Raw genomic sequence first — 24,665 nt, 5'->3', positions numbered from 1 at the left:
GACCTCTGCACCATGAACCCCATCGACCAGCTGCCGGAACCCACCAACCTCGCCGGCGCGCAAGCGCTGATCGAGCACGTGCAGGCGCTGCTCGACGCCCAAGGCCTCACGCTGCGCCCACCGCCGCCCGAGCCCACCACCTGCTGCGGCCGCGGCTGCAATGGCTGTGTGTGGGAGGGGTGGCTCGCCGCGGTGAACTACTGGCGCGACGAGGCTTCGCTGCTGCTCGCCTGAAGGCCCGAGCGAGGGCGACGCGGCAACCGGGCCCGGGAGGACTTGCCCGCCGGTCGCCGCCGGGTGAGCGCGAGGTTGGCGGTCATCATGGCCGCGAGCAGCGTGACCAGCCATGAGAAGTACACCCACAGCAGGAACATGGGCAGCACCGCGAATGCGCCATACAGCGCCTTGTACGTCGGCACCTTGACGAGATAGGTGGTGAAGCCGCGCTTGCCGAGCTCGAAAGCCATGCTTGCGAGCAGGCCGCCCGCGAAGGCATCGCGCAGCCGAACCCTGGTGTTCGGCACGAGGTAGAACATGCTCGTCAGCACGACCGTGCCGAGCAGCAGCGGCCCGAGGTCGAGCACGAATGCGAGCGAGGGCGGCAGCGCGCCGATCAGGCCCATGGAGATGCCCAGCAGATACGACGTGGCCCACAGGCTCAGGCCCAGGACGGGCGGGCCGACCGCCAGCATCGCGAGATAAAGGCCGACCCTCTTGAAGAACGGCCGATTCTTCCGGATCTTCCACATTTGGTTGAGCGCGTTCTCCACCGTGAGCAGCATCGCGATGGCCGTGCCCAGCAAGAGGAGGGAGCCGACCCAGGTCAGGCCGCTGGCGTTCGTGGCGAACTGGTTCAGATACTTCAGCACCGTGCGCGCGATGTCCACCGGAAGCAGCCTGCTCAACAGGAACTCCTGCAGCGCATCCTTGAACCGCGCGAAGGCATGGAATCGCGTGAGCAGCGCGAAGCTCGCCGCCAGCAGGGGCACGATGGACAGCAGGGTGGTGAACGCGAGGCTTCCGGCGACCTGCGGCAGGCGTTCATTCCTGGCGCGGTCGATGGTCAGGCGGGTCAGGGCAAACATGTATCGCTGAGGGAGGAGAGACAGGGCGGTTTCGCGGGCGCGATGGCCGCTGCCGCTGCGGCCGATTGTCATCGGTTCCCTGCTACAGGAAATCTTCGTCCACCACCAGGGACAGCATCGACCAGCGCAGTCGCTGGGCCCAGTTCGATTCGGGCTCCCGGTGCAGCACCCAGCGGCGTCCGTCGCGCAGGAAGCTCCATTGCAGGCCGCCGCGCCGGGGCGCTTCGCTCACGGCGAAGCTCGCGGGCACGCGCACGCGCCGGATCAGGTCGGCCAGTTCGCCGGCCAGTGCGGGACTGTCGACGATCAGGCCCAGCTCGGTGTTGCAATGTGCCGAGCGCCGGTCCATGTTCATCGACCCGACGTAGAACCAGCGCCGGTCGACCACCGCCAGCTTGGCGTGCAGGCGGCCGAGCGAGCCGCGGCCGTTTTCGGTGTCGCTCCAGGCCGGATGCGGTTCGCTGGCCGGCATCAGTTCATACAGCGCGGCGCCCATCTGCAGCAGGGCGCTGCGGTAGCGCGCATAGCCGTAGTGCACCAGCGGCTCGTCGGTGGTGGCGAGCGAATTGGTCATCACCGACACGCTCGCGCCCTCGCGGCTCGCGTGGGCGAGCGCCTCGATCATCCGGGGCATGGGGACGAAGTAGGGCGAGACGACGAGCACCTCGGAGCGCGCGGTGCGGAAAAGATCGAGGTTCGCGGCCATCACCGCGCCTTCGCGGCCTTGCGGTTCTCCGGCATCCCCGACGTTTCCGACATCCCCCGAGTTCCCGCCGGCGTCGCTCGCGAACGGGGCCTGCACCATCGCATCCGCCACCACGCGCACCCTCGCGGGCACCAGCTCGACCAGCCCCCGCGCCAGCTGCGCGCCGACCGGGCCGCGCCCCAGCGCGTCGAGCTCGTTCGCGGGAGGCACGAAGCGCCCGAGGTCGCGAACCAGCTCGGCGAAGCGTTCGCGGGCACGGGCCGGCGTCGGGCGCTGGCCGGCCGCGATGGCCTCGAACGGGTACGACAGCGGTCCGTTCCAGAAGGCATCGAAGCTCGCCGACAGCGCGCGCACCGCCGGCCCGGCCAGCAGCGCGTCCATGTCGATGAAGTTCGCCGGCTTGCTGCGCCCGAAGTACTCGTCGGCAACGTTGCGCCCTCCCGTGATCGCGAAGCTGTTGTCGGCGATGAAGAGCTTGTTGTGCATGCGCCGATTCACGCGGCCGATCTCGTGCAGCGACAGCAGCACGCGCGTGCGCAGGCCGCCGCTGCGCACCGGCAGCGGGTTGAAGACACGTACCTCCACGTTGGCGTGTGCGGCCAGCCCTGCCAGCATCTCGTCGTCTCCGCCCGCGTACAGGTCGTCGACCAGCAGGCGCACGCGCACGCCGCGCACAGCCGCGTCGCGCAACTCGCGCAGGAACTGCCGCCCCCGAGGCGTCGCCGGCCACGACGTAGTACTGCGCGTCGACGGTATGCCGCGCGGCCTGCACGAGCGCGATGCGCGCCTCGAAGGCCTGGTCACCACCGGGCAGCAGGCGTACGCCCGACACCCCAGACACGGTTGCTTCGGCCATCGCGCCGTCCAGGCCCGGCAGCGACGCGGCGGCGATGCGTGCGAGCGCACTGTCTTCGACGTCGGTGCGCGCCTGCGACGCGACCCGCTGCACGTCGCCGGGCAATGCGGCGCAACCGGCCAGCAGCGAGATCGCGGCCATGGCCGCGGCACACAGCGCGCGGGCGAGCACCGGGTGGTGCAGCGCCAGGATGCACAACCGGCACGCAAGGGGCTCCCATGCGGCACGCAGCATGGCAAAAGGCTTCGGGGTGTTCATGGCGGTCCTTGGTGCATCGGAGGCGGCCAGTCTTCCGCGCGGTGCCCGCCGCAACAATTGAACGCAGCGCCTAGTCTCCGGCGCGGTGCCGGGGTGGCCGATCGACTAGGCCTTTGGTGTAGGTGCGTGCGCTCGCTTGTTGGGAAGCTTTGCGCTAATCTGCATCAGGACGGGGAGGGCCACCGTAGACGAGAGGCCCGTATGAAGGTTCTGCTGGTCGATGACCATGAGATCGTCTGGAACGGCACCCGCCTCCTGCTGGAGCGCATGGCCGCCGAGATCGAACCGGGCCGCCCCTTCCACTTCGAAGCCGTGCGGGACGCCGAACAGGCCTGCCGGCTCGACCCCGCCGGCACCGACCTGCTGCTGCTCGACTACCACCTGCCCCAACTCTCCGGCCTGGCCGCGCTCAAGGCCGTGAAGTCGCATTTCGAGGCCACGCCCGTGTGCATGCAGTCCGCGGAAAGTTCGCCGCAGCGCGTGCGCGAGGTCATCGAGGCCGGCGCGGCCGGTTTCATCCCCAAGTCGTACCGGCTCGAGGACATGGAGGCCGCCCTGCGCGTGGTGCTGCGCCACAGGATCTACCTGCCGGCCGAGTTCGTGCTGGCCGACGACGTGACCCGCGCGCGCGAGCCCGACGAGCTGCCGCGCGAGGATCTGGCCGGCTTCCTGCGCGTCGAGCTGTCGCCGCGCCAGCGCCAGGTGCTGGCGCTGGCGATGCGGGGCATGCCGGTCAAGCTGATCGCGCGCCAGCTTCAGATTGCCGAGGGCACCGTGAAGGTGCACCTGTCGATGGTCTACCGCGCGCTCGGCGCGCGCAACCGCACCGATGCCCTGTGCCGCGTCTTCGACGCGCAGGCTGCATGGGCGCTCGAGGCTGCCTGAGCATGCCGGCCGCATCCGACGAACTGGACGAGCTGGACGAACGGCGCCTGCAGGTGGTCGCCGAGCAGGCCGTGGGCTTGCGCTGGCAGATCCTGCTCACCGCCGCCGTCGTCGCGGCCATCGTCTGGCGCGACCTTCCGGCGCCGTGGGTGCTGGGCTGGTTCGCGGCGGTGATCGCCAGCCGCGAGTGGCGTGCCGCCGCGCTCGCGCGCATGGCCGCCGACCGCACCCGCCCGATCGCCGCGCGACTGCGCGCCACCGTGCGCTGGAACGTGCTGATCGGCGCGTGCAACGGCTCCGCGGCGCTGTTCATGGCCCGGCTCGATCCGACGCTGGATGCGGTCCTCACGATGATCCTGGTGTCATGGGGCGCGGGTGCCGTGTCCACGAGCGCGACCGTGATGCCCGCCTTCCTGGCCTACGCGGGGCTGCTCTTCGTGCCCACGGCGGCCATGTGGCTGATGGCCGGCGGCTGGCTCGGCTGGGGCGTGGGCGCGCTGGTGCTGATGTTCTTCGGCGTGCAGACGCGCTTTGCCCGGCGCAACCTGCAGACCTTCGAGGAGTCGTTCGGCATCCGCGCCGAGAACCAGGCGCTGGCCACCTCGCTGGAATTCGAGCGCACGCAACTGGCCATCGCCCGCGACGAGGCGGTGCGCGCCAACAACGACAAGAGCCGCTTCCTGGCCGGCGCCAGCCACGACTTGCGCCAGCCCCTGCAGGCGATGGCGCTCAACGTGGGCGCGCTGCGGCACGTGGCGATGGCGCCCGACGCGCGCGCCATCGTCGAGGTGGTCGACAGCAGCCTGGAGCAGCTGCGCGCCATGCTCGATGCCCTGCTCGACGTCTCGAAACTCGATGCCGGCGTGGTCGTAGCCCAGCCCCAGCGCGTGCGAGTCGACCGGCTGCTGACCGCCGTGGCGGCCAGCTTCGGCGCGGCGGCAGCGGCGCGCCGGGTCGGCCTGCACACCGACTGCCCGCCCGGCCTGGCGGTGCGCACCGACCCCGACCTGCTGCGCCGCATGCTGGCCAACCTCATCGACAACGCGATCAAGTTCTCGCCTGCGGACGGGCAGGTCGACGTGCGGGCCCGCGTGCGGGACGCAGCAGCGGACGCATCGAATGCCGAGGTCGAGCTGACAGTGCGGGACAGCGGCCCCGGCATCGCGCCCGAGAACCACCGGATCGTGTTCGAGGACCTGGTGCAGCTCCATGCGGCGGGCCCCGGCGCCCCGGCGGCTCCGGGGCACGGCCTGGGCCTGGGCATCGTGCGACGGGTGGCCGAGCTGCTGGGCGTGCCGGTCGAGCTCGAGTCCAGCCTTGGCGCGGGTGCCTGCTTCCGTTTGCGGCTGCCGCTGGCCGCACCGCCCGGAGCCGAGGGCGCCGAGGGAGACGGCGCAGATGCTCCGTGGAGCCTGGACGGTCGCTGCGTGCTGGTGCTGGAGGACGACCCGATGGTGCGCGGCGCCTACCTCAACGCGCTGGGCGCGATGGGCTGCCGCGTGCTCGCCGCCTCCACGCTCGACGAGGCGCTGCAGCAGATCGACGAGCCCGATGCGCTGGTGCTCGACTGCCGGCTCGGCGGCGTTTCGGGCTTCGAGGCGGCCGAGCGCCTGCGCGGGCGGCGCTGCGCACGGCCGGCGCTGCCCGTCGTCATGGTCACGGCGGATACCGGCCCGGCGGTGCTCGAGGCGGCGCGGCGGCAGGCGCTGCCGCTGCTGCGCAAGCCCGTGGACGACCGGACGCTCGGCCGCGCGCTGGCCGCGGCCATCGAACGTTCCTGAATCCGCGAACACCCCGCGAGGAGCCGAACATGGACGACGACGGCGGCCGCCACCACGACCAGACCCCGGGCGATCGCCTGCTCTCGGAGGGCGCCGAAGTGCTGGTGCGCGAGATCCTCGCGGCACCGCCCGACGCGCAGCATTGCGAGGTGCTGGTCATCGGCAGCGGCTACGGCGGCGCGGTGGCGGCGGCCCGGCTGGCGGGCGGGCTGCCGGTGGATGCATCGACCGGCGGCGCAGCGGGCGCGGTGCCGGTCAAGGTCTACGTGCTGGAACGCGGCAGCGAATACCTGCCGGGCGAATTTCCGGCCACCTTCGCCGAGCTGCCGGGGCACGTGCGCTTCAGCCTGCAGGACGGCAGGCCCGCACGCGGCAACGCGTCGGGCCTCTTCGACCTGCGCCTGGGCGGCGACGTGAACGCGCTGCTCGGCAACGGGCTGGGCGGCGGGTCGCTCATCAATGCGGCGGTGATGGAACGCGCCACGCCCGATGCCTTCGAGGGCGGTGCCTGGCCCGCGGGCCTCGACCTCGCCGCGCTGGCGGAAGGCTACGGCAAGGCCGAGGCCATGCTGGGCCTGGAGCAGATCCCCGAGAGCGTGTCGAAGCTCGACTCCCTGCTGAAAGCCGGCGAGCGGCTGCATGCGGAACGCGGCAAGGCCCATGTTGCGATCGCCTTCGCCGACGGCACGCGCACGCCGGCCCAGGTGGCGATGCACCGCTGCCTGCGCTGCGGCGACTGCGTGAGCGGCTGCAACCACCGCGCGAAGAAATCGCTGGACACCAACTACCTGGCGCTGGCCCATGCGCGGGGCGCGCGCCTGTTCACCGGCGGCACCGCGCATCGCATCGTGGCTCTGCCGGGAGGAGCGGGATTCGCGGTCGAGTTCTTCTTCACCGACCGGCGCAAGGCACGCAGCGACAACAGCCGGCCCTACGTGGTGCGCGCGCGCCGGGTGGTGGTGGCCGCCGGCACGCTGGGCTCCACCGAGCTGCTGCTGCGCTCCAGGGCCGCCGGCCTGCCGGTTTCGCAGGCTCTGGGCGCGGGTTTCTCGGCCAACGGCGACATGATCGCGGCGGCGGCCGGCCAGCACGACGAAGCGCTGTCCTGCGCGCCCGAGGGCGACGCGCCGGCGCAGCGCGGCGTCGGGCCGACCATCACCGGGCTGCTGCGCACCCGCGCGAAGCAGGGCGAGCGCCCGCTGGTGATCGAGGAGTTCGCCATTCCCGCGCCGCTGCGCCGCCTGCTGGCCGAAGTGGTGACCACCACGGACGCCCTGCAGGCACTCGCGCACATGGACCTCGAGCTTCACACGCCGGACGAGGGCCGCGATCCGCTGGCCGTGGACGACGACATGCTGCGCCGCTCGCCGGTCTACGGAATGATGGGCGACGACGGCGCCGCCGGCACCATCGAACCGATCGGCCATGGCGGCAGCGACGCGGTGCTGGCCGATGCGCAGGTGCGCGTCGCATGGAACAAGGTCGCGGCCCTGCCGGTGTTCGCGGCGCAGATGCGTGCGCTGCATGCGGCCCACGACAGCGCGGACGGGCTCGGCGGCCGCGTGCTGCCCAATCCGCTCTGGAATCCGCTCCCGCCGTTTCGCAGCCTCGAGTCGCTGGTGGACGCGGCGGGCTCGGTGCTCACGGTGCACCCGCTGGGCGGGTGCCGCATGGCAGACGGGCGCGAGCGCGGCGTGGTCGACGGCTGGGGCCGCGTCCACGACGGCGCCGCTGCCGATGCCGCTGCGCTGGTGCCCGGCCTGGCGGTGCTCGATGGCTCCATCGTGCCGGTCTCGCTCGGCATCAATCCCTCGCTCACCATCGCTGCACTGGCCGAGCGCGCGGTGCCGGTGCTGGCCGCGGACTGGGGCCTGGCGCTGGCCGATTCGCCGCAGCCCCCGGCGTCGGAGCGCCCGTTGCGCCGCGACCTGACCCGGCCCCGCGCACCCGCGCCCACGCGCGTCTCCCTGCGCGAGCGGATGACGGGCCGGGTGAACATCGACGGCCAGGACTTCGCGTTGAGCGCCGAGGTGGAATTCGAGCCCTTCGACGTACCGGCCCTGCGCGCGACACCGCGCGCACTGGCCCAGCCGATGGTGGTGCTGCGTTTCGGCAAGGGCGACGACGCGCCCGTCGCGCATTGCACCGGCACCGCATCGATGCTGGTGCGCGAGAAGAGCGACAGCATCGAGCGCATCCTGCGCAGCCACGCGCTGGCGCGCAAGAAGCTGCGGGCGCTGGCGGAGGTGCTGCTGCCTTCGCGCGCGTCCATGGCGGGGCCGAACGGCGGCAACGGCAACGACGAAGGTGAAGGCGAAGAAGGCCTGGCCTTCGACGGCCCGGTCATGGCCGACCTGATGGCGCTGTGCTCGCACCTGGGGCAGGCGCGCCTCATCGAATACGACTGGACGGTGGCGCGGGTGCAGCACGGCGCGCCGTTGAAGGAGGGCGACCGGCTGCGGCTCACCAAGCGCATCGCGTTCGTCGAGGGCGGCAACCCGTGGCGGCAGCTCAGCGAGGGCGAACTGCAGCGGATCGATCACCTCGGCGCGCAGCGGCTGGGCCGGATGGTGCTGGACCCTTCCTACTTCGTCGAGAAGCTGCAGCCGCTGCTGCGCGTGGAGCATCAGCAGGACATGCCCAACCAGCTGGGCGACCTGGCCGAACTGGCGCTGTGGGTGCTGCGCATCGTTCTGCACGTCCACCTGCTGGACTTCGTGCCGCCGCCCGACTCGCCTCGGCGCGACTGGGAGCGCCTGCCCGGCGAGGTGTTCGGCGTGCGGCCGGAGCCGGTCGAGCTCGACGCCGCGGCTGGCCCGGGCAGCGCGCCGCCGCGGCTGCTGTCGCGCTATCGCCCGCCGGTGCGCCGCGCGGGCACGAGGCCCGTGATGCTGATCCACGGCTATGGCGCGAGCGGTTCCACCTTCGCGCACCGGAGCATTCCCGGCAACCTGGTGCACAGCCTGCTCGCGGCCGGGCGCGAAGTGTGGGTGCTCGACCTGCGCACCAGCATCGGCTTTTCGAACCGGCCGCGGCCCTACTGGTCGTTCGACGAAGTCGCCGAGACCGACATTCCGGATGCCTTGCGCACCGTGCAGGCGGCGTACGCGATGCCTGACGAAGCAGAGCCTGTGCAGATCGACGTGGTGGCGCATTGCATCGGCGCTGCCATGTTCAGCGTGGCGGTGCTGCGCCTGCCGGGACTGCATGCGTCCATCGGCGCGGTGGTGCTGTCGCAGGTGGGGCCGTTGCTGCGCGCCACGGCTTTCAACCGCTTCCGGGGCTATGTGGCGGGCTACCTGCAGCAGTTCATCGGCGTCGACGAGTTCGACACGCGACCTGCGCTTACGCACATGAAGCGCCTGCTCGTCGACGGCCTGCTGGCGACCTTTCCCTACCCCGACGGCGACGGCGAGGCGCAGCGCCTGCGCGAGGCGCCGGGCTTCGCGGCGGTGCGGCACCGGGCCGACGCCATCTTCGGCCAGACCATGCGGCTGCACAACATCGGCAAGGACACGCTCGAAGCGCTCGATTCGATCTACGGCTTCGTGAAGCTGCGCGGCCTCGCCCAGGTCGGCAACTACGCCCGCGAAGAGGTGCTGACCGACGCCGGCGGACAGGGCCACGCGGTGGGCTTCGAGCAGATCGGCGAGCGCTTCGGATTCCCGGTGTTCATGCTCCACGGCCAGCGCAACGCGGTGTTCGACTGGCGGGGCTCGTACGACAGCTTCTGGCTGCTGAAGCGCGTGTTCGGCAAGGACGGTGGCCTGCCTCGCCAGCCGCCGGAGCTGCCGGACCCATCGACCCTATCGGACTCGGCGAACCTTTCCGGCGGCGACCTGTTCCTCGGCGAAGGCACCCCGCACCAGCTGCTGGTGCTCGGCGCCTACGGCCACCAGGACACGCTGATCGGCGAGAAGGCCTGTCGCGACGTGTTCCCGCACATCGTGCGGTTCCTCGAGGCCTTCGACACGAAGCCCGGCCCCGAGGCGCCGGTGCCGCCGGACTGGCGGGCCAGCCTGCCGTGGACCGGCCCCTGGCTCGGCCATGCGAGCCGCGAGGCCGGTAACGTGGGCCGGCTGCATTGCCGGCTGGCGCTGCGCCCGCCGCCCGCGCATGTGTCGGCGCGCGCCGTGGTCTTCGTGCCCGCGTGGCGCCGTGGCGGGCGATGGTGCTTCGACTTCGAATGGATGGTCGGCCTGCAGACCACGCGCGAAAAGCTCCTGCAGGAGGCGGTGGAGATCGACCTCTTCGACGACCGGCTCGCCGAGTACCAGGGCTTCGCGATGCTGACGGCGCACGACGACCTGCCCATGGCGCGCGGCCCCGTCGATGTGCTGGGCCGGCGGCTGGAGGCCGGGCTGTTTGCGCAGCCGCAGGACGAACCGGTCGAGCCCATCCGCCGCCAGGTGACGAGAACGCTGGAGGCGGCCACCGACGCGCAGCTCGAGCGTGCCGTGGTGCGCCTCGACCCCGCATGGACCGGCGCGGTGCAGCCCGAGGGCGAGCCCGCGCAGGACTCTCTGTGCCTTGCGCTCGCCAGCTGCCAGTACGTGCCGGGCCTGGTCGACCGGGTGCCCGCGCAGGCGTCGTACCGGCGGCTCGCGCAGCGGCTGGAGGTGCTCGAGCCGCCGCACAAGCCGCAGTTGCTGTTGCTGGTCGGGGACCAGGTCTATGTCGACCAGACCGCGGGGCTCTTCGTACCCGCGGGCGGCGACGACGTCGGCCAGGCCTATGCGCTCACCTTCAGGCTGGAGGCGCTGCGCCAGGTGGTGGCCTCGCAGCCGACCTATCCGCTGCTCGACGACCACGAGGTGATGGACGATTGGGAGCCCGGCCCCGACCCCTATGCAACGCCGGCCGTGCGCGCCGCGCTCGACGCCTATTACGCGCAGCAGCACAAGCTGGTGCGCGACGCCGGTCCGCGCCGCGACCAGCGGCCCTTCGACTACCGCATCGCGCCGGCTGGCTTTCCGTTCTACATGCTCGACACGCGCAGCACGCGCCAGCAGCGGGTGCTGCGCACCGTCGCGCAAGCCGCGGCCGTCGCCGCACCGCTGGACCGGGCGGCGATCCGTGCCGAGGCCGGCATGGGCGACCTGAAGAAGTGGCTGGAAGCCGCGCCCGCCGGACTGCCCAAGTTCATCGTGTCGCCGGTGACGCTGTTCCCGATGCCGCGCGCTGCCGTCTTCGGCGACCCGGCGCAGCGCCTGGGGCTGGACGACTGGAGCGGGTACCCGGCCTCGCAGAGAGCGCTGCTCGAGCTGCTGCGCGACACCACCGCGCGCCATGTGGTGATGCTGTCTGGCGACCGCCACATGTCGAGCGTGTCGAGCCTCTGGCTGCAGGGGGCGGACGGGCCGGTGGAGGTGATCTCGGTCGTGTCCTCGGGCCTGTATGCGCCCTGGCCCTTCGTCAATGCCCGGCCCGACACGTTCTGGCTCGACGGCCATGTCGATCCCGGCCCCATGCCGGGAGCCTTCGGCGGCACCATGGTTACGGCGGCCACGGGCACCGGCAACGGCTTCGCGGTGCTGCAGGTGGAGCGCGGCGCCACCGGCCATTGGCGGATCGGTGTCACGCTCGACCTGGACGACGGACTCACGCGCTGCGTTCGCGACCTCGATCCGGCCGCCGGCAGCGGCTGGCAGGTGGGCGGGCCGGCGCGCTTCGCGGGCGTGCAGCGCCCATGAGTCCCCGGCCTGCCGATCCGGATCGCCGCCGTCGTCAGCGCGCGAGCCAGCCGTTGATCTCCTCAATGACTTCGGTCTTGGCGCCGCCCGAGAGTGCCTGCAGGCGTATGCGAGACACCAGGTAGACGAACCGGGCCTGCGCCAGGTCGCGCTGGGCGGAGACCTTCTGCTGTTCCGCGTTCAGCACGTCGGGCAAGGTGCGGCTGCCGGCCTCGAACGAGCGCCGGTTCGAGAGGACGACCTGCTCCGCGGAACGCACTGCCTGCTCCAGGGCCTTGGCCCTCAGGGGGCCTTCGGTCACGCCGCGGAATTCGCGGTGCAGCCGCACCCCGAGGTCGCGGCGCAGGGCCTCGAGGGCCTCTGCGGCCCGCTGCTGGCCCGCGACCGCCTGCCTCACGGGGGAGCTCACATGGCCGCCCGAATACAACGGAATGTTGAGCAGCAGTCCGATGAACTTGTTGCTGTAGCGGGTCTTGATGCTGGTGATCGTGTCGCTGTCGTTGCGGGACCGCTGGGCGATGGCGTTCAGGGGCGGATAGCGGCCGGCCTGTGCTTTCGCCAGCTCGTGTCTGGCTGCTTCGACCTGGGCGCCGAGCGACCGAAGCTCCGGGCTTTCGAGTTCGGCCCGCTCGATCCAGTCCTCCACCCGGTCGAGCGTCGGCCGGACGAGCTGCATCCGGGACGGGTCCAGCGGCGCCAGCCTGTCGATCGGGCGATTGACCAGGCTCTGGAGCTGCCTGCGCGTGAAGTCCAGGTTCTGGCGCGCTTCCAGTTCCTGCGCCACGTTGAGGTCCAGGGCCGCGCGTGCCTCGTCGATGTCGGTGCGTGTGCCGAAACCCGCGCCGAGCCGCTTCTGCGCGGCATCGAGCTGGGTCGTGCAGGCCGTCTTCTGCGAGAGCACCAGCGCGAGATGTTCCTCGGCCAGCAGCGCCTCGAAATAGGCGCCGCTCACCCGGACGCCGAGGTTCTGCAGTTCGCGCTCGAGAGTCGCCTCGGCATCGTCGACCTGCGCCTGGGCTTGGCGGTAGTCGGCCATCTGGTACATGCGGAAGATGGGCTGCCTCAAGCTCAGCACTTCGCTGCTGCTGGTGTAGCGCAGGTTGGCCGTGACAAGTTGCCCGGAGGTGTCCGGCGAAGTTCTTTCCAGCCAGTTCCGATAGCGCGAGTCGCTTGCCGACAAGCTGGGAAGCAGTTGCGCGCGGGCCTGCGGCAGGCGTTCGCGCCGGGCGTCCGTTGCCGCCCGCACGGATCGGATCGTTGAGTCCTGTTCCAGTGCTTCCCGGTAGGCCTGGGACAGGTCGAGCGACCAGGCCGGCCCCCAGAGAAGGCCGGCGGTAGCGAATACCAGCGCGGTTCTCTTCACCGGTCATTCCTCCGTCATGGAGGCAGCGATGCGCTTGGTGAGCGGGTGCAGGAGATAGGCGAGCAGCGAGCGCTCTCCCGTCTTGAAGACCACTTCGACCGGCATGCCCGGCTGCAGCGAACGCTTCACGGTCTGCGCCACCAGTGCCACCACTTGGCCCGAAGCGGGCGAGCGGATCTCGGTGCGGCCCAGTTCGTCCCGCAAGGCGACGAACTTTTCGAAGTCTCCGAGCACCTCGCGGCTGACCTCCGCCTGCTGTGTCTCCACTTCCTTGTGGTACTCCTGCTGCCTGGCAATGGCACGCTGGCGAAGCTCCGCGACCGAACGTCGGGCCCGGCCCATGTTGCCGAGGAGTTCGGCAATGAAGGTGCTCGATTCCGTGACCTGGCGCTCCATATCCATCTGGCGATTGCGCGGGACATACAAGAAGCATCTCGAGCACGTGTTCGCGAAGCAGGGACAGCACAGCCGGCGCCGGCATCTGGTCTGATCCGGCGCTGCCGCTAGCTCTTTCCCTTCGCCATGCGAAGCGGGTTGACCAGCCGGTCGTACGCCTCGGCGCTCAGGTAGCCCAGTTCGACGGCCGCTTCTCTTGGCGCAATGCGGCGCTCCACGGCAGTGCGCGTGATGCGCGCCACCTTGTCGTAGCCGAGCACCGGATTGAGCGCCGTCACCGACAGCAGCGCGTTGCCCAGGTTCGCTTCGAGCCGCTCGCGATCGACCTCGAGGCCGGCAACCAGCCTGCTCGCGAAGACGCGCGCGCTGTCCGCCAGTATGCGGATCGACTGCAGCACGCCATGGATCAGCACCGGCTTGGCCACGTTGAGTTCGAAGTTGCCCGAGGCGCCGGCCATCGTCACCGTCACGTGGTTGCCCGCCACCTGCATGGCCGCCTGGGCAACCACTTCCGCGATGGTCGGGTTGCGCTTGCCCGGCATGATCGACGAGGTCAGCCCGTCGTTTGGCACCACCAGCTCGCCGATGCCGCAGCGCGGGCCCGATCCCATCCAGCGGATGTCGTTGGCCATCTTCATCAGCGAGGCGGCGATCACGTTCAGGGCCCCGGACAGCTCCACCAGCGCATCGTGGCCCGACATGCCTTCGAACTTGCACGGATGAGGCTCGAATGGCAGGCCCGTGAGCTTGCCGATTTCCTCGCAGAAGAACACGTCGAAGTTCTCGGGCGCATTGAGCCCGGTTCCCGCCGCCGTTCCCCCTTGGGCGAGCAGCAGCAGCCGCGGCAATGCGTCCTTCAGTCGCGCGATGCCGCTGTTCGCCTGCCACGCGAATGCCTCGAACGCCTGGCCCATCGTCATCGGCACGGCGTCCATCAGGTGCGTGCGCGCCACCTTGGCCGCGTCGGCGAATGCGCGTGCGCGGTCTTCGAGCGCGTCCTTCAGAACGGTGAGCGAGGGGATCAGTCGCTGCGTCAGCTCCATCGCGGCCGCGATGTGCATCACCGTCGGAAAGCTGTCGTTCGACGACTGCGATGCGTTCACATGGTCGTTGGGATGCACCGGCGACTTCGTGCCGAGGGGCTGTCCGAGCAGTTCGTTGGCCCGGTTCGCGATCACCTCGTTGGCGTTCATGTTCGTCTGGGTTCCCGAGCCGGTCTGCCAGATCGTGAGCGGGAAGTGGTCGTCGAACAGGCCGCGCGAAAGCTCCCCGGCGGCCGTGGCGATACTTTCCGCCAGTGCCGCGTCGAGCGCCGCGCAGCGGGCATTGGCTCTTGCCGCCGCGATCTTCTGCAGCCCGAAGGCGTGCAGCAGGCATACAGGGAAGCGCTCGGTTCCCACGTCGAACACGCCCAGCGCGCGTTGTGTCTGTGCTCCCCAGTACCGGCCGGCCGGGATCTCCACCGGCCCGAAGGCATCGTGCTCGATGCGCGTGGCCGTCATCGCGTCAGTCCAGCGAGATGCTGGCCTTGGCCGCAACGGCCCTCCAGCGGGCCACTTCCGCTTCGGTGTGCCTGCCCAGCGCGGCGCCGGTGTACTGCTCCGGCGGCAGCATCTGGATCGCCTGCTCGGCCAGGCGGTCGGTGAAGGCCTTGTCGCCCATCACCTTCAGGTAGGCCTGCTGCACCTTGTCGAGCACCGGCTGCGGCGTTCCCTTGGGCGCGTAGATGCCGTACCAGGTCGAGGCCTCGAAGCCGGGCAGCACCGTCTCGGCGAGCGTGGGCACGTCCTTGAGCTGCGGCAGCCGCACCTTCGAGGTGACGGCCAGCGCACGGACCTTCGCTTCCTTGATCTGCGGCAGGGCCGTGTTGGTCTGGTCGAAGATGCCGTCGACCTGGCCGCCGATCACGTCGATCAGCGCCGGCCCCGCGCCCTTGTACGGAACCTGCGAGATCCTGATGCCCGCCGAGGCGGCGAACAGGGCCGCGATGAGGTGCGAGCTGGAGCCCACGCCGGCGTTGCTGATGAAGAGCTTGTCGGGGTTGGCCTTGCCGAAGTCGACCAGCGCCTTGATGTCCTTCGCCGGATGCTCCTTGCGCACCATCAGCACCAGCGGCGTGTCGGGAAAGCGGAACACCGGAGCGAAGTCCTTGACCGGGTCGTACGCGAGCTTCTTGTACAGCGCCGGCGCGGCGCCCATGTAGCCCATGTGCCCGACCAGCATGGTGTAGCCGTCGGCCGGCGCGCGGGATGCCTTGCCGGCACCCACGGTGCCGCCGGCGCCCGGTGCGTTGTCGATGACGATGGGCTGGCCCAGTTCGCGCGCGACCCGCTCCGCCACGGCCCGTGCGAGCGCATCGGTGGGGCCGCCCGCCGCGAACGGAACGATCCAGGTCACGGGGCGGGCCGGATAGGCCTGCGCGCTCGCGCCGTGCGCCGCAGTTGCGAATGTCACTGCCAGCAGGGCGCGCGCGGCCAGCTTCTTGATGTCGATCATCTGTCTTGTCTCCTCGGGGTTGGTGGTTCGTCGTCGCGGCTCAGGCCGCCACTTCGGCGGACAGGGCCAGCGCGCGGTCCACCATCTGCGGCGCGAGGCCGAGATAGTTCGCCGGATCGGTCATGCGATCGATGGCCGCGCGGTCGAAGTGCTTCGTGACCTCGGGCAGCGCCGACAGCGCCTCGGCCAGCGTGCCGCCCTTCTCGTTGACGGTGCGGCAGGCGTCGTAGACCACGTCGTGCGCCTGCTGGCGGCCGATGTGGGGCGCCATGCCCATCATCACGGCCTCGGCCACGATGAGGCCGCGGCTGATGCCGAGGTTGTGCTTCATGCGCGCCTCGTCCACGATCAGCCCGCCGAGCGCGAACTTCGCCTGATGCAGCGCGCCGGAGGTGAGGATGAAGCTCTCGGGAATGGCGATCCACTCGGCATGCCAGGGGCCCGTGGCCCGCTCGAAGTCCTGCACCATCGCGTCGACCATCAGCCCCGCGTGCTGCCGCACGGCCTTGGAGGCGGCCAGCATCAGCTCGCTGGAGATCGGGTTGCGCTTCTGCGGCATCGTGCTCGATGCGCCGCGCCCCTTGACGAAGGGCTCGTAGACCTCGGCGAACTCCGTCGAAGCCATGATCATGATGTCGAGCGCGATCTTTCCCAGCGAGCCGGTGACCAGCGCGAGCAGGTTCACCGCCTCGGCGAAGCCGTCCCGCGCCACATGCCAGGTGGTGGCGGGCACGCGCAGCCCCAGTTCCTCGGCCATGGCCTTCTGCACCTCGAAGCCCTTGTCGCCGAGCGAGGCCAGCGTGCCCGCGGCACCGGCGAACTCGACCACCGCCACGCGCGGGCGAAGCTCGGCGATGCGCTGCTGGTGCCTGTCGAACATCGCGAGCCAGATCGCGACCTTGTAGCCGAAGGTCACGGGCAGCGCCTGCTGCAGGTGGGTGCGGCCGGCCATCGGCGTGTCGCGGTGCTTCTTTGCGAGCGAGGCGAGGACGCCGCGCAGCTCGCGGATGTCCTCGCCGATGCTGTCGAGCGCGTCGCGCACCTGCAGGGCGACCGCCGTGTCCATGATGTCCTGCGTGGTCGCGCCCCAGTGCACGTAGCGGCCGGCCTCGCCGCACATCCCGACCAGCTGGTGCACCAGCGGGAGGATAGGGTAGCCGACGATGTCCGTCTCCTCGCGCATGTGGTCGAAGTCGATGCGCTCGATCCTCGATTCGCGCGCTATCACTTCCGCCGCCTCGACCGGGATCACGCCCGTGCGCGCTTCCGCCTTGGCAAGCGCGATCTCCGCATCGATGTAGCGCTGGACCAGCGCTCCGTCGGAGAAGAGCTGCCGCATCTTCTGCGTGCCGAAGGCGTCGCGGAACAGGATGGAGTCGACGACGGTGCTGGCCGTCGGGATGGGTGGGCGGGTGAAGTTCATGGGAGCCGTTGAAAGTGGAAGCAGCGAACGCAAATATGTTCGGACATATTCAACTTTAATATGTCCGAACATATTCGACGAATCGGGGTTTACCCTTGACGCCATGAATGCGATCCTCGGGGGCAACATGTCTTCGCCATCCAAGCCTCACCACAGCGACATCTCGCGCCACCTCACCGAAGCCATCGCCAGCGGTCATTTCGCCGTCGGCTCGGTGCTCCCGACGGAACTCGAGCTCTGCGACCACTACAAGACCAGCCGCCATACCGTGAGGGCGGCGCTGGCCGAACTCCAGCGACTGGGCCTCGTGTCGCGGCGCAAGAACGCGGGAACCCGCGTCGAGGCGACCAAGCCGCGCGACACCTTCCGCCCCTCGATCGCGTCGGTGGACGATCTCGTGCACTTCGGCACCGAGTACCTGCGGCAGGTGCAGTCGATCGAGGAGGTGGCCGTGGCGGCCCCGGTGGCCAGGGACCTGGACTGCGCGCCCGGCACGCGTTGGCTGCGCATCTCCAGCCTGCGGCTCGACACCGGCGGGGAAAGCGGTCCCATCGGATGGACCGACCTGTACGTCGACCCGGCGTATTCGGAAGTTCGCGACCTGGTGCGAGAGTCGCCAGGCACCCTCGTCAGCTCACTGATCGCCGAGCGCTATGGCCGGCAGATCGTGGAGATTCATCAGGACGTGCGTGCCGACATCGTCAGGGACGCGGCGATGGCTAAGGCCCTGCAGGTGGAGCAGGGCGCGGCGGCGCTGAAGATCGTGCGCCGCTATCTCGATGCCGAGGGGCTGGCCTTCGAGGTCTCGGTGTCGGTCCACCCGGCGGACCGGTTCTCGGTGTCGATGCGGCTGCAGCGCTCGGCCTCGTAGCCGCAGCCCGCATCGCCTGCATCGCCTGCATCGCCTGCATCGACGCGGTGGCTCACTGGTTCTGCGAACCCCGGTGCGCCCAGCCCGTGGTGTGCTTCTCGACCACGCTGAAGAGTTCATACATCAGCATCGCCATCGCACCCACCACCATCAGTCCCGCGAAGGCCAGGCCCATCTGCATGGCCGAGCCTGCCGAGATCAGCAGGTAGCCGATGCCTTCGTTGGCGGCCGTCATCTCGCTGACGGTGGTGCCGACGAAGGCCAGCGTGATGGCAACCTTCAGCGAGCCGAAGAAGTAGGGCATGGAGCGCGGCAGGCCGATCTTCATGAGCACGTCCCAGCGCTTGGCACCGAGCACGCGCAGCACGTCTTCCAGCTCGGGTTCGAGCGTGGCGAGGCCGGTCGCGATGTTGACCATGATGGGAAAGAAGCTGATCAGGAAGGCCGTGAGGATCGCCGGCCCGATGCCGATGCCGAACCACACGACCAGGATCGGCACGAAGGCCGCCTTGGGCAGTGCGTTGAAGGCCGTCATCAGCGGGTAGATCGCCGCGTACGCGATGCGCGAGCTGCCGATGACGAAGCCCAGCAGCACGCCCACCACGATCGCGAGGCCGAAGCCCGCCATGGTGACCCAGAAGGTGCGCCATGCGTGGCCCGCGATGACTTCCTTGAATTCCCAGAACTGGTTCCAGATGCGCCACGGGCTCGGGAAGATGAAGTCCGACACCTCGAAGGCCGAGCAGATGATCTGCCACAGCAGGATCACCGCCACGAGCAGCAGCCAGGGCGACCAGCGTTCGATTTGCTTGGTGTTTCTCATGAGATCCTGCGCCTCAGTGGGAAACAGCCGCGGCCGACTGTGCGGCGCTCGCGCCGGTATTGCGGATGGCGCCGATGTGGCCGCGCAGCTCCAGCACGATGTCGGTGAATTCCTTGGTGTAGGTGAGTTCGAGGTCGCGCGGGCGCGGCAGGTCGATCTCGCGCTTCACCACGAAGCGCCCCGGGCTCTTGCTCATCACGTACACCGTGTCGGCCAGGAACACCGATTCGCGCAGGTCGTGCGTCACCAGGATCACGTTGAACTGCTGCTCGGTCCAGAGGTCGCGCAGGATGCACCACAGCTCCTCGCGCGTGAACGCGTCGAGCGCGCCGAAGGGCTCGTCGAGCAGCAGCATCTTGGGCTCGTGGATGAGCGCGCGGCAGATGCTCGCGCGCTGCTGCATGCCGCCCGAGAGCTGCCAGGGGAACTTGTCCTCGTAGCCGCCGAGGCCCACCTTCTGCAGCAGGCGACGGGCGCGTTCCTCGTACTCCTTGCGTTTGGACTTGAAGCTGGAGCGATAGGGTTCGACGATCTCCAGCGGCAGCAGCACGTTGTCGACCGTGGTGCGCCACGGCAGCAGCGAGGGCGCCTGGAAGGCCATGCCCGAGATCTTCAGCGGCCCTGTCACCGGCTGGCCGTCGATGCGGATCTTGCCCATCGACGGCATCTTCAGCCCGGTGGTGAGCTTCATGAAGGTCGACTTGCCGCAGCCCGAGGGCCCGACGATGGCGATGAACTCGCCGCGCTTCACCTTCAGGTCGATGGCCTCGACCGCGAAGTGGTTGGCGCGCAGCAGCTCCTCGTTGTAGGCGAGCCAGACGTCCTGGAAATCGACGAAAGGAGCTGCGGCCGCGTCCTGCGATGCGGCTGCCATCACTTCTTCAGGATGTTCAGTTCGGCGGCCGGCGGCAGCAGCGCGGCGGTCCACACCGCGTCGGGGCTCACGCGCGTCTTGGTGTTGAAGGCGTCCGACACCTGCGAGGCCATCAGCGACATGCGGCCCGCGTTGACCGCGCCGAAGCCCTCGGCGCGCGCGTCGGCGCTGTTGATGACGGTGTCGATGGCCAGCTGCAGGCGGCGTGTTTCGAGCTTGCTGTCGATGATGCCGTCGCGCGCCTTCACCGACTCGATGGCCACGGCCGGGTTGGCAATGACTTCCTTCGCGCCCTTGGCGAAGGCCGAGAGGAATTTCTTCACCGCCGCCGGGTTCTCCTTGATGAGCTTGGGCGAGGCGATGATGACGTTGCCGTACAGCTTCACGCCGTAGTCGGGGTAGGGCAGGATCACCACGTCGGCCGCCTTGGCGCCGCGCGCTTCCAGGTTGAGCAGCGAGGTGAAGGTGAAGCCGGTGATGGCGTCGATGTCGCCGCGCATCAGCATGGTCTCGCGCAGCGTCGGGTCCATGGCGGTCCAGTTGACGGCGCCGATGTTGTTGGCCTTGGCGAAGATCGGGAAGGCACGGCGGCCCGCGTCGAACACCGGTGCACCCAGCTTCTTGCCGGCGAGGTCGGCCGGCTTGGCGATGCCGCTCTTCTTGAGCGCCATGACCGAGGCCGGCGTGTTGTTGTAGACCATCATCACCGCGACCGGCTTGTTGGGGCTGTCGGGGTTGTTGGCGTGGAACTCCATCAGCGCCGCGAGGTCGGCGAAGCCCATGTCGTAGGCACCCGAGGCCACGCGCGTGACCGTGCCGCCGGAACCGTTGCCCGCATCGATCGTCACGTCGAGGCCCGCGGCCTTGAAGTAGCCCTTGGCGGCAGGGTGCAGGAACAGCGCCGCCGGTCCCTCGAAGCGCCAGTCGAGCTGGAACTTGATCGGCGTCGGGCTCTGCGCAAAGGCCGGTGCGAGGCCGAAGCTGATGGCCGAGGCGGCGAGGAAGGACTGGAGCAGTTGGCGCTTGTTCATGCGGAGATCGATCCGTTGGATGAAAGGGGATTGAATGCTTCTGGATTCAAGCAAAAACGGTGCCCGCACGTGATTGGTGCGAACCCTTCCTCATGGATCGAAGCAGTGCGTGGGCGGTGCGATCTGCACCCACTCGATGCAAAAACGCGGCCTGGCCGCGTTTTGAAGCACCGAAAGCGGGATTTCGTCCCGCTGGACTGTCTTCCTGCTTACTTGTCGACCGTGACCTTCGCCACCGCCAGCGCCGTCATGTTGATGATGCGGCGCACCGTCGACGAAGGCGTGAGCACATGGGCCGAACTCGCGGCGCCCAGCAGCACCGGGCCCACCGTGATGCCGTTCGCGCCGGTCATCTTCAGCACGTTGTAGAGGATGTGGGCCGAGTCGAGGTTCGGGCACACCAGCAGGTTGGCCTCGCCGCTGAGCGTGGTCTCGGGCAGGGCTGTGCGGCGGATTTCCTCCGACAGCGCCGCGTCGCCGTGCATCTCGCCGTCGCATTCGATGTCGGGTGCCATCTGCGCGAACAGGTCGCGCGCCAGCCGCATCTTGCGGGCCGACGAACGGCTCGACGTGCCGTAGTTCGAGTGCGAGAGAAACGCCACCTTCGGCGGCAGGCCGAAACGGCGTACTTCCTCGGCGGCCATCACGGCGATGCTGGCGAGCAGCTCGGCGCTGGGGTCTTCGTTGACGTTGGTGTCGGTAATGAACACCGTGCGCTTGTCGAGCGTGAGCGCGTTCAGCGTCGCGAAACCCGGCGCGCCGCGCTTCAGGCCGATCAGGTTGCGGATGTGCTCCAGGTGCACGTCGAAGCGCCCGACCAGGCCGCAGATCATGGCGTCGGCGTCGCCCAGGTGCATCATGAGCGCGGCGATGGTGGTGTTCGAGCGGCGCACCATGGTCTTGGCGGCTTCCGGCGTCACGCCGCGGCGGCCCATGATCTTGTGGAAGCTCTCCCAGTAGGTGCGGAAGCGCGGATCGTCCTCGGGGTTGACGATCTCGAAGTCGACGCCCGCGCGGATGTGCAGGCCGGCCTTCTGGATGCGCGCCTCGATCACGGCGGGGCGGCCCACCAGGATCGGCTTGGCCAGGCCCTCGTCGACTGCCCACTGCGCGGCGCGCAGAACGCGCTCGTCCTCGCCCTCGGCGTAGGCAACGCGCTTGGCGGTGGCGATCTTGGCGGCGCTGAACACCGGGCGCATGAACATGCCGGTCTGGTAGACGAAGCGCGTCAGGTGCTGGCGGTAGGCGTCCATGTCCTCGATCGGGCGCGTGGCCACGCCCGAGGCGGCGGCCGCCTTGGCCACGGCCGGCGCGATGCGCAGGATCAGGCGCGAGTCGAAGGGCTTGGGAATGATGTAGTCGGGGCCGAAGGCCAGCTCCTGGCCGGCATAGGCGGTGGCCACCTCTTCGCTGATGTCGGCCTTGGTCAGGTCGGCGATCTCGCGCACGCAGGCCAGCTTCATCTCTTCCGTGATCTTGCTCGCGCCGCAGTCGAGCGCGCCGCGGAAGATGTAGGGGAAGCACAGCACGTTGTTGACCTGGTTCGGGTAGTCCGAACGGCCTGTGGCGATGATGCAGTCGGGCCGCACGGCCTTGGCCAGCTCGGGGCGAATTTCAGGCTCGGGGTTGGCCAGCGCCAGGATGATGGGCTGCGTGCCCATGGTCTTGACCATCTCGGCGGTCATCACGCCCGGGGCCGAGCAGCCCAGGAACACATCGGCGTCCTTCACCACGTCGGCCAGGGTGCGGGCGCCGGTGTCTTTCTGGGCGTAGCGTGCCTTGGATTCGTCGAAGCCGCCCGCGCGGCCCATGTAGATCAGGCCCTTGGAATCGCAGGCGTGGATGTTGGCGGGCTTGGCGCCCAGCCCGACCATCACGTCCAGGCAGGCGATGGCGGCTGCGCCCGCGCCCGAGACGGCGATCTTCACGTCCTCGATCTTCTTGCCTACCAGCTCCAGGCCGTTGATGAGCGCGGCGGCCGAGATGATGGCCGTGCCATGCTGGTCGTCGTGGAACACCGGGATGTTCATGCGCTCGCGCAGCTTCTTCTCGATGTAGAAGCACTCGGGCGCCTTGATGTCTTCCAGGTTGATGCCACCCAGCGTGGGCTCCAGCGCCGCGATGATGTCGACCAGCTTGTCGGGGTCGCGCTCTGCCAGCTCGATGTCGAACACGTCGATGCCGGCGAATTTCTTGAACAGGCAGCCCTTGCCTTCCATCACCGGCTTGGCGGCCAGCGGGCCGATGTCGCCCAGGCCCAGCACGGCGGTGCCGTTGGTGACCACGCCCACGAGGTTGCCGCGGGCGGTGTATTCGGAGGCCGTTGCCGGATCGGCGGCGATGTCGAGACAGGGATAGGCCACGCCCGGCGAGTAGGCCAGCGACAGGTCGCGCTGGTTCAGCAGGGGCTTGGTCGGGGTGATCGAGATCTTGCCCTTGACGGGCGATCGGTGGTATTCGCGCGCTGCTTCGCGAAGTGCTTCTTCTGCGGGGGAAAGGGGTGCAGCCATGAAAGTCTCCTTGTTTCTGACGGGCAATGAGGCTACCGCAAAAGCAGGGCCTCCTATTACTGGGGAAATGCCGAAAACGCCTGAATCCATAGCTTCTGCCTGACAAGACGGGGTTCCGGCGGATGGGAGCGGGCTGGCGGGTTCGCTAAACTGCCGATCGTTACCAACTGGTTAACAGACCGGCCGTCCAGCCGGGAATCGAGCCGGGGGTATCGCCGACAACGACAACACCACGACAAGAGGGGCAACAGCGCATGACTTCCGGACCTTTCACCAGCAACGACCCCGATGTCGTCGTCATCGGAGGCGGCCCCTCGGGCTCCACGGTGGCCGCGCTGCTCGCGGACAAGGGGCACGACGTGGTGCTGATCGAGAAGGCGCAGCACCCGCGCTTCCACATCGGCGAATCGCTGCTGCCGATGAACATGCCGCTGTTCGACCGCCTGGGCGTGCGCACCGAGGTCGAGGCCATCGGCATCCGCAAGCATGGGGCCGAGTTCGTCTCGCCCTGGCACGACCACTCCAGCCAGTTCCATTTCGGCGAGGCGATGGACAAGAGCTTTCCCTATGCGGTGCACGTGCGCCGCTCCGAATTCGACGAGCTGCTGTTCCGCCACGCCGGCAAGCGCGGCGCGCGTACCTTCGAGGGACAGCGCGTCACCGGCGTGGACATGGACGCCGGCAAGGGGACGCCCGACAGCCGGCCGGCGGTGAAGGTCAAGGCCGACGACGGCACCGAGACCACCTGGCGCCCGCGCTTCGTGATCGACGCCAGCGGGCGCGACACCCTGCTGTCGAACCAGTTCGACGCCAAGCGCCGCAACCGCAAGCACGCCAGCGCGGCGCTCTTCGGCCACTTCGCCAACGCCGAGCGCAAGCCGGGCCGCTTCGAGGGCAACATCACGCTGTTCTGGTTCGACCATGGCTGGTTCTGGTACATCCCGCTGAAGGACGGCACGGTGAGCGTCGGCGCGGTGGCATCGCCCGCGTACTTCAAGAACCGCAAGGGCTCGCTGGAAGAATTCCTGATGGAGACCATCGCGCTCGCGCCCAAGCTGGCCGCGCGGCTGAAGAACGCCACGCTGATGGAAGGCGCCACCTCCACCGGCAACTACGCCTACGACTCCAAGTTCTGCCGCGGCGACCGCTTCATGATGGTGGGCGACGCCTACGCCTTCGTCGACCCGATGTTCTCTTCGGGCGTGTACCTGGCGATGAACAGCGGCTTCGAGGCCGCGACCTGTGCCGACCACTGGCTCAAGGGCGAGGCGAAGGAGGCCGAGAAGGCCTTCCGCCACTACGAGAAGGTGATGAAGCACGGACCGAAGATGTTCTCGTGGTTCATCTACCGCATCACTTCGCCGGCCATCCGGCGCCTGTTCATGAACCCGCGCAACATCTGGCGCATGCAGGAGGCGCTGCTGTCCATCCTGGCCGGCGACCTGTTCCGCAACACGCCGATCGGCCCGCGCTTCTGGGGCTTCAAGGTGACCTACTACGCCTCGTGCCTGGGCATCCTGCCGCAGGCCATCAAGACCTGGGCCTGGCGCCGGCGCAACCTCAAGGAGTCGCTGGAAGCCGCGAAAACTTAGCTCGCCCCCAGGCTTCGCGCAC

At 69.2% G+C, this 24,665-nt stretch carries 18 protein-coding genes; 7 read left to right on the top strand and 11 right to left on the bottom strand.

The window, feature by feature from the left end:
* Positions 1-12 precede the first annotated feature (12 nt).
* A complete protein-coding gene (locus ACHMXA_RS25765) occupies positions 13-234 on the top strand; it encodes an oxidoreductase-like domain-containing protein (RefSeq protein ID WP_176662840.1) in 222 nt (73 codons plus the stop codon).
* Here ACHMXA_RS25765 and ACHMXA_RS25760 read toward each other — a convergent pair.
* Positions 198-1,085, bottom strand: a complete 888-nt coding sequence (locus ACHMXA_RS25760; RefSeq protein WP_395316847.1) for a YihY family inner membrane protein — start codon at positions 1,083-1,085, stop codon at positions 198-200. The two genes, ACHMXA_RS25765 and ACHMXA_RS25760, sit on opposite strands and share 37 nt — an antisense overlap.
* A gap of 82 nt (positions 1,086-1,167) precedes the next feature.
* Entirely contained in the window at positions 1,168-2,595 is a 1,428-nt protein-coding gene (locus ACHMXA_RS25755; protein WP_395316846.1) for a phospholipase D family protein, read from the bottom strand.
* Here ACHMXA_RS25755 and ACHMXA_RS25750 point away from each other — a divergent pair.
* From ACHMXA_RS25750 to ACHMXA_RS25735, 4 genes are all read left to right on the top strand, one after another.
* On the top strand, positions 2,571-2,966 hold the full coding sequence (locus ACHMXA_RS25750; protein ID WP_395321429.1) for a hypothetical protein: 396 nt from the start codon (positions 2,571-2,573) through the stop codon (positions 2,964-2,966). The genes ACHMXA_RS25755 and ACHMXA_RS25750 overlap by 25 nt on opposite strands.
* 140 nt (positions 2,967-3,106) lie before the next feature.
* Positions 3,107-3,790, top strand: coding sequence for a response regulator (locus ACHMXA_RS25745; protein ID WP_395316845.1), 684 nt, complete (start codon positions 3,107-3,109; stop codon positions 3,788-3,790).
* Between the two features lie 2 nt (positions 3,791-3,792).
* Positions 3,793-5,571 (top strand): ATP-binding protein, encoded by a 1,779-nt coding sequence (locus ACHMXA_RS25740; RefSeq protein ID WP_395316844.1) that lies wholly within the window; start codon positions 3,793-3,795, stop codon positions 5,569-5,571.
* 29 nt (positions 5,572-5,600) lie between these two features.
* On the top strand, positions 5,601-11,264 hold the full coding sequence (locus ACHMXA_RS25735; RefSeq protein ID WP_395316843.1) for an alkaline phosphatase D family protein: 5,664 nt from the start codon (positions 5,601-5,603) through the stop codon (positions 11,262-11,264).
* Between the two features lie 34 nt (positions 11,265-11,298).
* Here the strand turns inward: ACHMXA_RS25735 and ACHMXA_RS25730 are convergent, their stop codons facing one another.
* The 5 genes from ACHMXA_RS25730 to ACHMXA_RS25710 all read right to left on the bottom strand — a co-directional run bounded on the left by ACHMXA_RS25730 (position 11,299) and on the right by ACHMXA_RS25710 (position 16,942).
* A complete protein-coding gene (locus ACHMXA_RS25730; RefSeq protein WP_395316842.1) occupies positions 11,299-12,627 on the bottom strand; it encodes a TolC family outer membrane protein in 1,329 nt (442 codons plus the stop codon).
* A gap of 3 nt (positions 12,628-12,630) precedes the next feature.
* Positions 12,631-13,053 carry a hypothetical protein gene (locus tag ACHMXA_RS25725; protein ID WP_256098831.1) on the bottom strand — a complete coding sequence of 141 codons (423 nt, stop codon included), beginning with the start codon at positions 13,051-13,053 and terminating at the stop codon, positions 12,631-12,633.
* Positions 13,054-13,130: 77 nt separating this feature from the next.
* A complete protein-coding gene (locus ACHMXA_RS25720) occupies positions 13,131-14,525 on the bottom strand; it encodes a lyase family protein (RefSeq protein ID WP_176662835.1) in 1,395 nt (464 codons plus the stop codon).
* A gap of 4 nt (positions 14,526-14,529) precedes the next feature.
* Positions 14,530-15,519, bottom strand: coding sequence for a tripartite tricarboxylate transporter substrate binding protein BugD (locus ACHMXA_RS25715; RefSeq protein WP_176662834.1), 990 nt, complete (start codon positions 15,517-15,519; stop codon positions 14,530-14,532).
* A 40-nt stretch (positions 15,520-15,559) separates the two neighbouring features.
* Entirely contained in the window at positions 15,560-16,942 is a 1,383-nt protein-coding gene (locus ACHMXA_RS25710) for an adenylosuccinate lyase family protein (RefSeq protein ID WP_176662833.1), read from the bottom strand.
* A gap of 127 nt (positions 16,943-17,069) precedes the next feature.
* Between ACHMXA_RS25710 and ACHMXA_RS25705 the strand changes: the two genes are divergently transcribed.
* Positions 17,070-17,813 (top strand): GntR family transcriptional regulator, encoded by a 744-nt coding sequence (locus ACHMXA_RS25705; RefSeq protein WP_176662832.1) that lies wholly within the window; start codon positions 17,070-17,072, stop codon positions 17,811-17,813.
* A 52-nt stretch (positions 17,814-17,865) separates the two neighbouring features.
* On the opposite strand, the gene ACHMXA_RS25700 is transcribed toward ACHMXA_RS25705, so the two are convergent.
* The 4 genes from ACHMXA_RS25700 to ACHMXA_RS25685 form a co-directional block, all read right to left on the bottom strand.
* Positions 17,866-18,636 (bottom strand): ABC transporter permease, encoded by a 771-nt coding sequence (locus ACHMXA_RS25700; protein WP_019656996.1) that lies wholly within the window; start codon positions 18,634-18,636, stop codon positions 17,866-17,868.
* A gap of 13 nt (positions 18,637-18,649) precedes the next feature.
* Positions 18,650-19,510 (bottom strand): ABC transporter ATP-binding protein, encoded by an 861-nt coding sequence (locus ACHMXA_RS25695; protein WP_395316841.1) that lies wholly within the window; start codon positions 19,508-19,510, stop codon positions 18,650-18,652.
* Complete coding sequence (locus ACHMXA_RS25690; RefSeq protein ID WP_176662830.1) at positions 19,510-20,541, bottom strand: ABC transporter substrate-binding protein; 1,032 nt, start codon at positions 20,539-20,541, stop codon at positions 19,510-19,512. Before ACHMXA_RS25690 ends, ACHMXA_RS25695 begins: the two co-directional genes overlap by 1 nt.
* Before the next feature lie 209 nt (positions 20,542-20,750).
* Complete coding sequence (locus ACHMXA_RS25685; protein ID WP_395316840.1) at positions 20,751-23,051, bottom strand: NADP-dependent malic enzyme; 2,301 nt, start codon at positions 23,049-23,051, stop codon at positions 20,751-20,753.
* 254 nt (positions 23,052-23,305) lie between these two features.
* On the opposite strand from ACHMXA_RS25685, the gene ACHMXA_RS25680 reads away from it, so the two are divergent.
* A complete protein-coding gene (locus ACHMXA_RS25680; protein ID WP_395316839.1) occupies positions 23,306-24,643 on the top strand; it encodes an NAD(P)/FAD-dependent oxidoreductase in 1,338 nt (445 codons plus the stop codon).
* Positions 24,644-24,665: the final 22 nt, after the last annotated feature.

The organism is Variovorax sp. UC74_104, assembly GCF_044055375.1.
GTDB lineage: Bacteria > Pseudomonadota > Gammaproteobacteria > Burkholderiales > Burkholderiaceae_C > Variovorax.
Note: the sequence above shows the minus strand (reverse complement) of the source record. Positions and strands in the feature narration are given on the sequence as shown.

What these genes read in the sequence shown, in the direction of transcription:
- ACHMXA_RS25705 (WP_176662832.1), top strand. Translation starts at nt 17,070, where the DNA reads ATGTCTTCGCCATCCAAGCCTCACCACAGCGACATCTCGCGCCACCTC.
- ACHMXA_RS25750 (WP_395321429.1), top strand. Translation starts at nt 2,571, where the DNA reads ATGCGCGCCTCGAAGGCCTGGTCACCACCGGGCAGCAGGCGTACGCCC.
- ACHMXA_RS25760 (WP_395316847.1), bottom strand. Translation starts at nt 1,085, where the DNA reads ATGTTTGCCCTGACCCGCCTGACCATCGACCGCGCCAGGAATGAACGC.
- ACHMXA_RS25715 (WP_176662834.1), bottom strand. Translation starts at nt 15,519, where the DNA reads ATGATCGACATCAAGAAGCTGGCCGCGCGCGCCCTGCTGGCAGTGACA.
- ACHMXA_RS25680 (WP_395316839.1), top strand. Translation starts at nt 23,306, where the DNA reads ATGACTTCCGGACCTTTCACCAGCAACGACCCCGATGTCGTCGTCATC.
- ACHMXA_RS25740 (WP_395316844.1), top strand. Translation starts at nt 3,793, where the DNA reads ATGCCGGCCGCATCCGACGAACTGGACGAGCTGGACGAACGGCGCCTG.
- ACHMXA_RS25765 (WP_176662840.1), top strand. Translation starts at nt 13, where the DNA reads ATGAACCCCATCGACCAGCTGCCGGAACCCACCAACCTCGCCGGCGCG.
- ACHMXA_RS25720 (WP_176662835.1), bottom strand. Translation starts at nt 14,525, where the DNA reads ATGACGGCCACGCGCATCGAGCACGATGCCTTCGGGCCGGTGGAGATC.
- ACHMXA_RS25700 (WP_019656996.1), bottom strand. Translation starts at nt 18,636, where the DNA reads ATGAGAAACACCAAGCAAATCGAACGCTGGTCGCCCTGGCTGCTGCTC.
- ACHMXA_RS25690 (WP_176662830.1), bottom strand. Translation starts at nt 20,541, where the DNA reads ATGAACAAGCGCCAACTGCTCCAGTCCTTCCTCGCCGCCTCGGCCATC.
- ACHMXA_RS25695 (WP_395316841.1), bottom strand. Translation starts at nt 19,510, where the DNA reads ATGGCAGCCGCATCGCAGGACGCGGCCGCAGCTCCTTTCGTCGATTTC.
- ACHMXA_RS25685 (WP_395316840.1), bottom strand. Translation starts at nt 23,051, where the DNA reads ATGGCTGCACCCCTTTCCCCCGCAGAAGAAGCACTTCGCGAAGCAGCG.
- ACHMXA_RS25735 (WP_395316843.1), top strand. Translation starts at nt 5,601, where the DNA reads ATGGACGACGACGGCGGCCGCCACCACGACCAGACCCCGGGCGATCGC.
- ACHMXA_RS25745 (WP_395316845.1), top strand. Translation starts at nt 3,107, where the DNA reads ATGAAGGTTCTGCTGGTCGATGACCATGAGATCGTCTGGAACGGCACC.
- ACHMXA_RS25710 (WP_176662833.1), bottom strand. Translation starts at nt 16,942, where the DNA reads ATGAACTTCACCCGCCCACCCATCCCGACGGCCAGCACCGTCGTCGAC.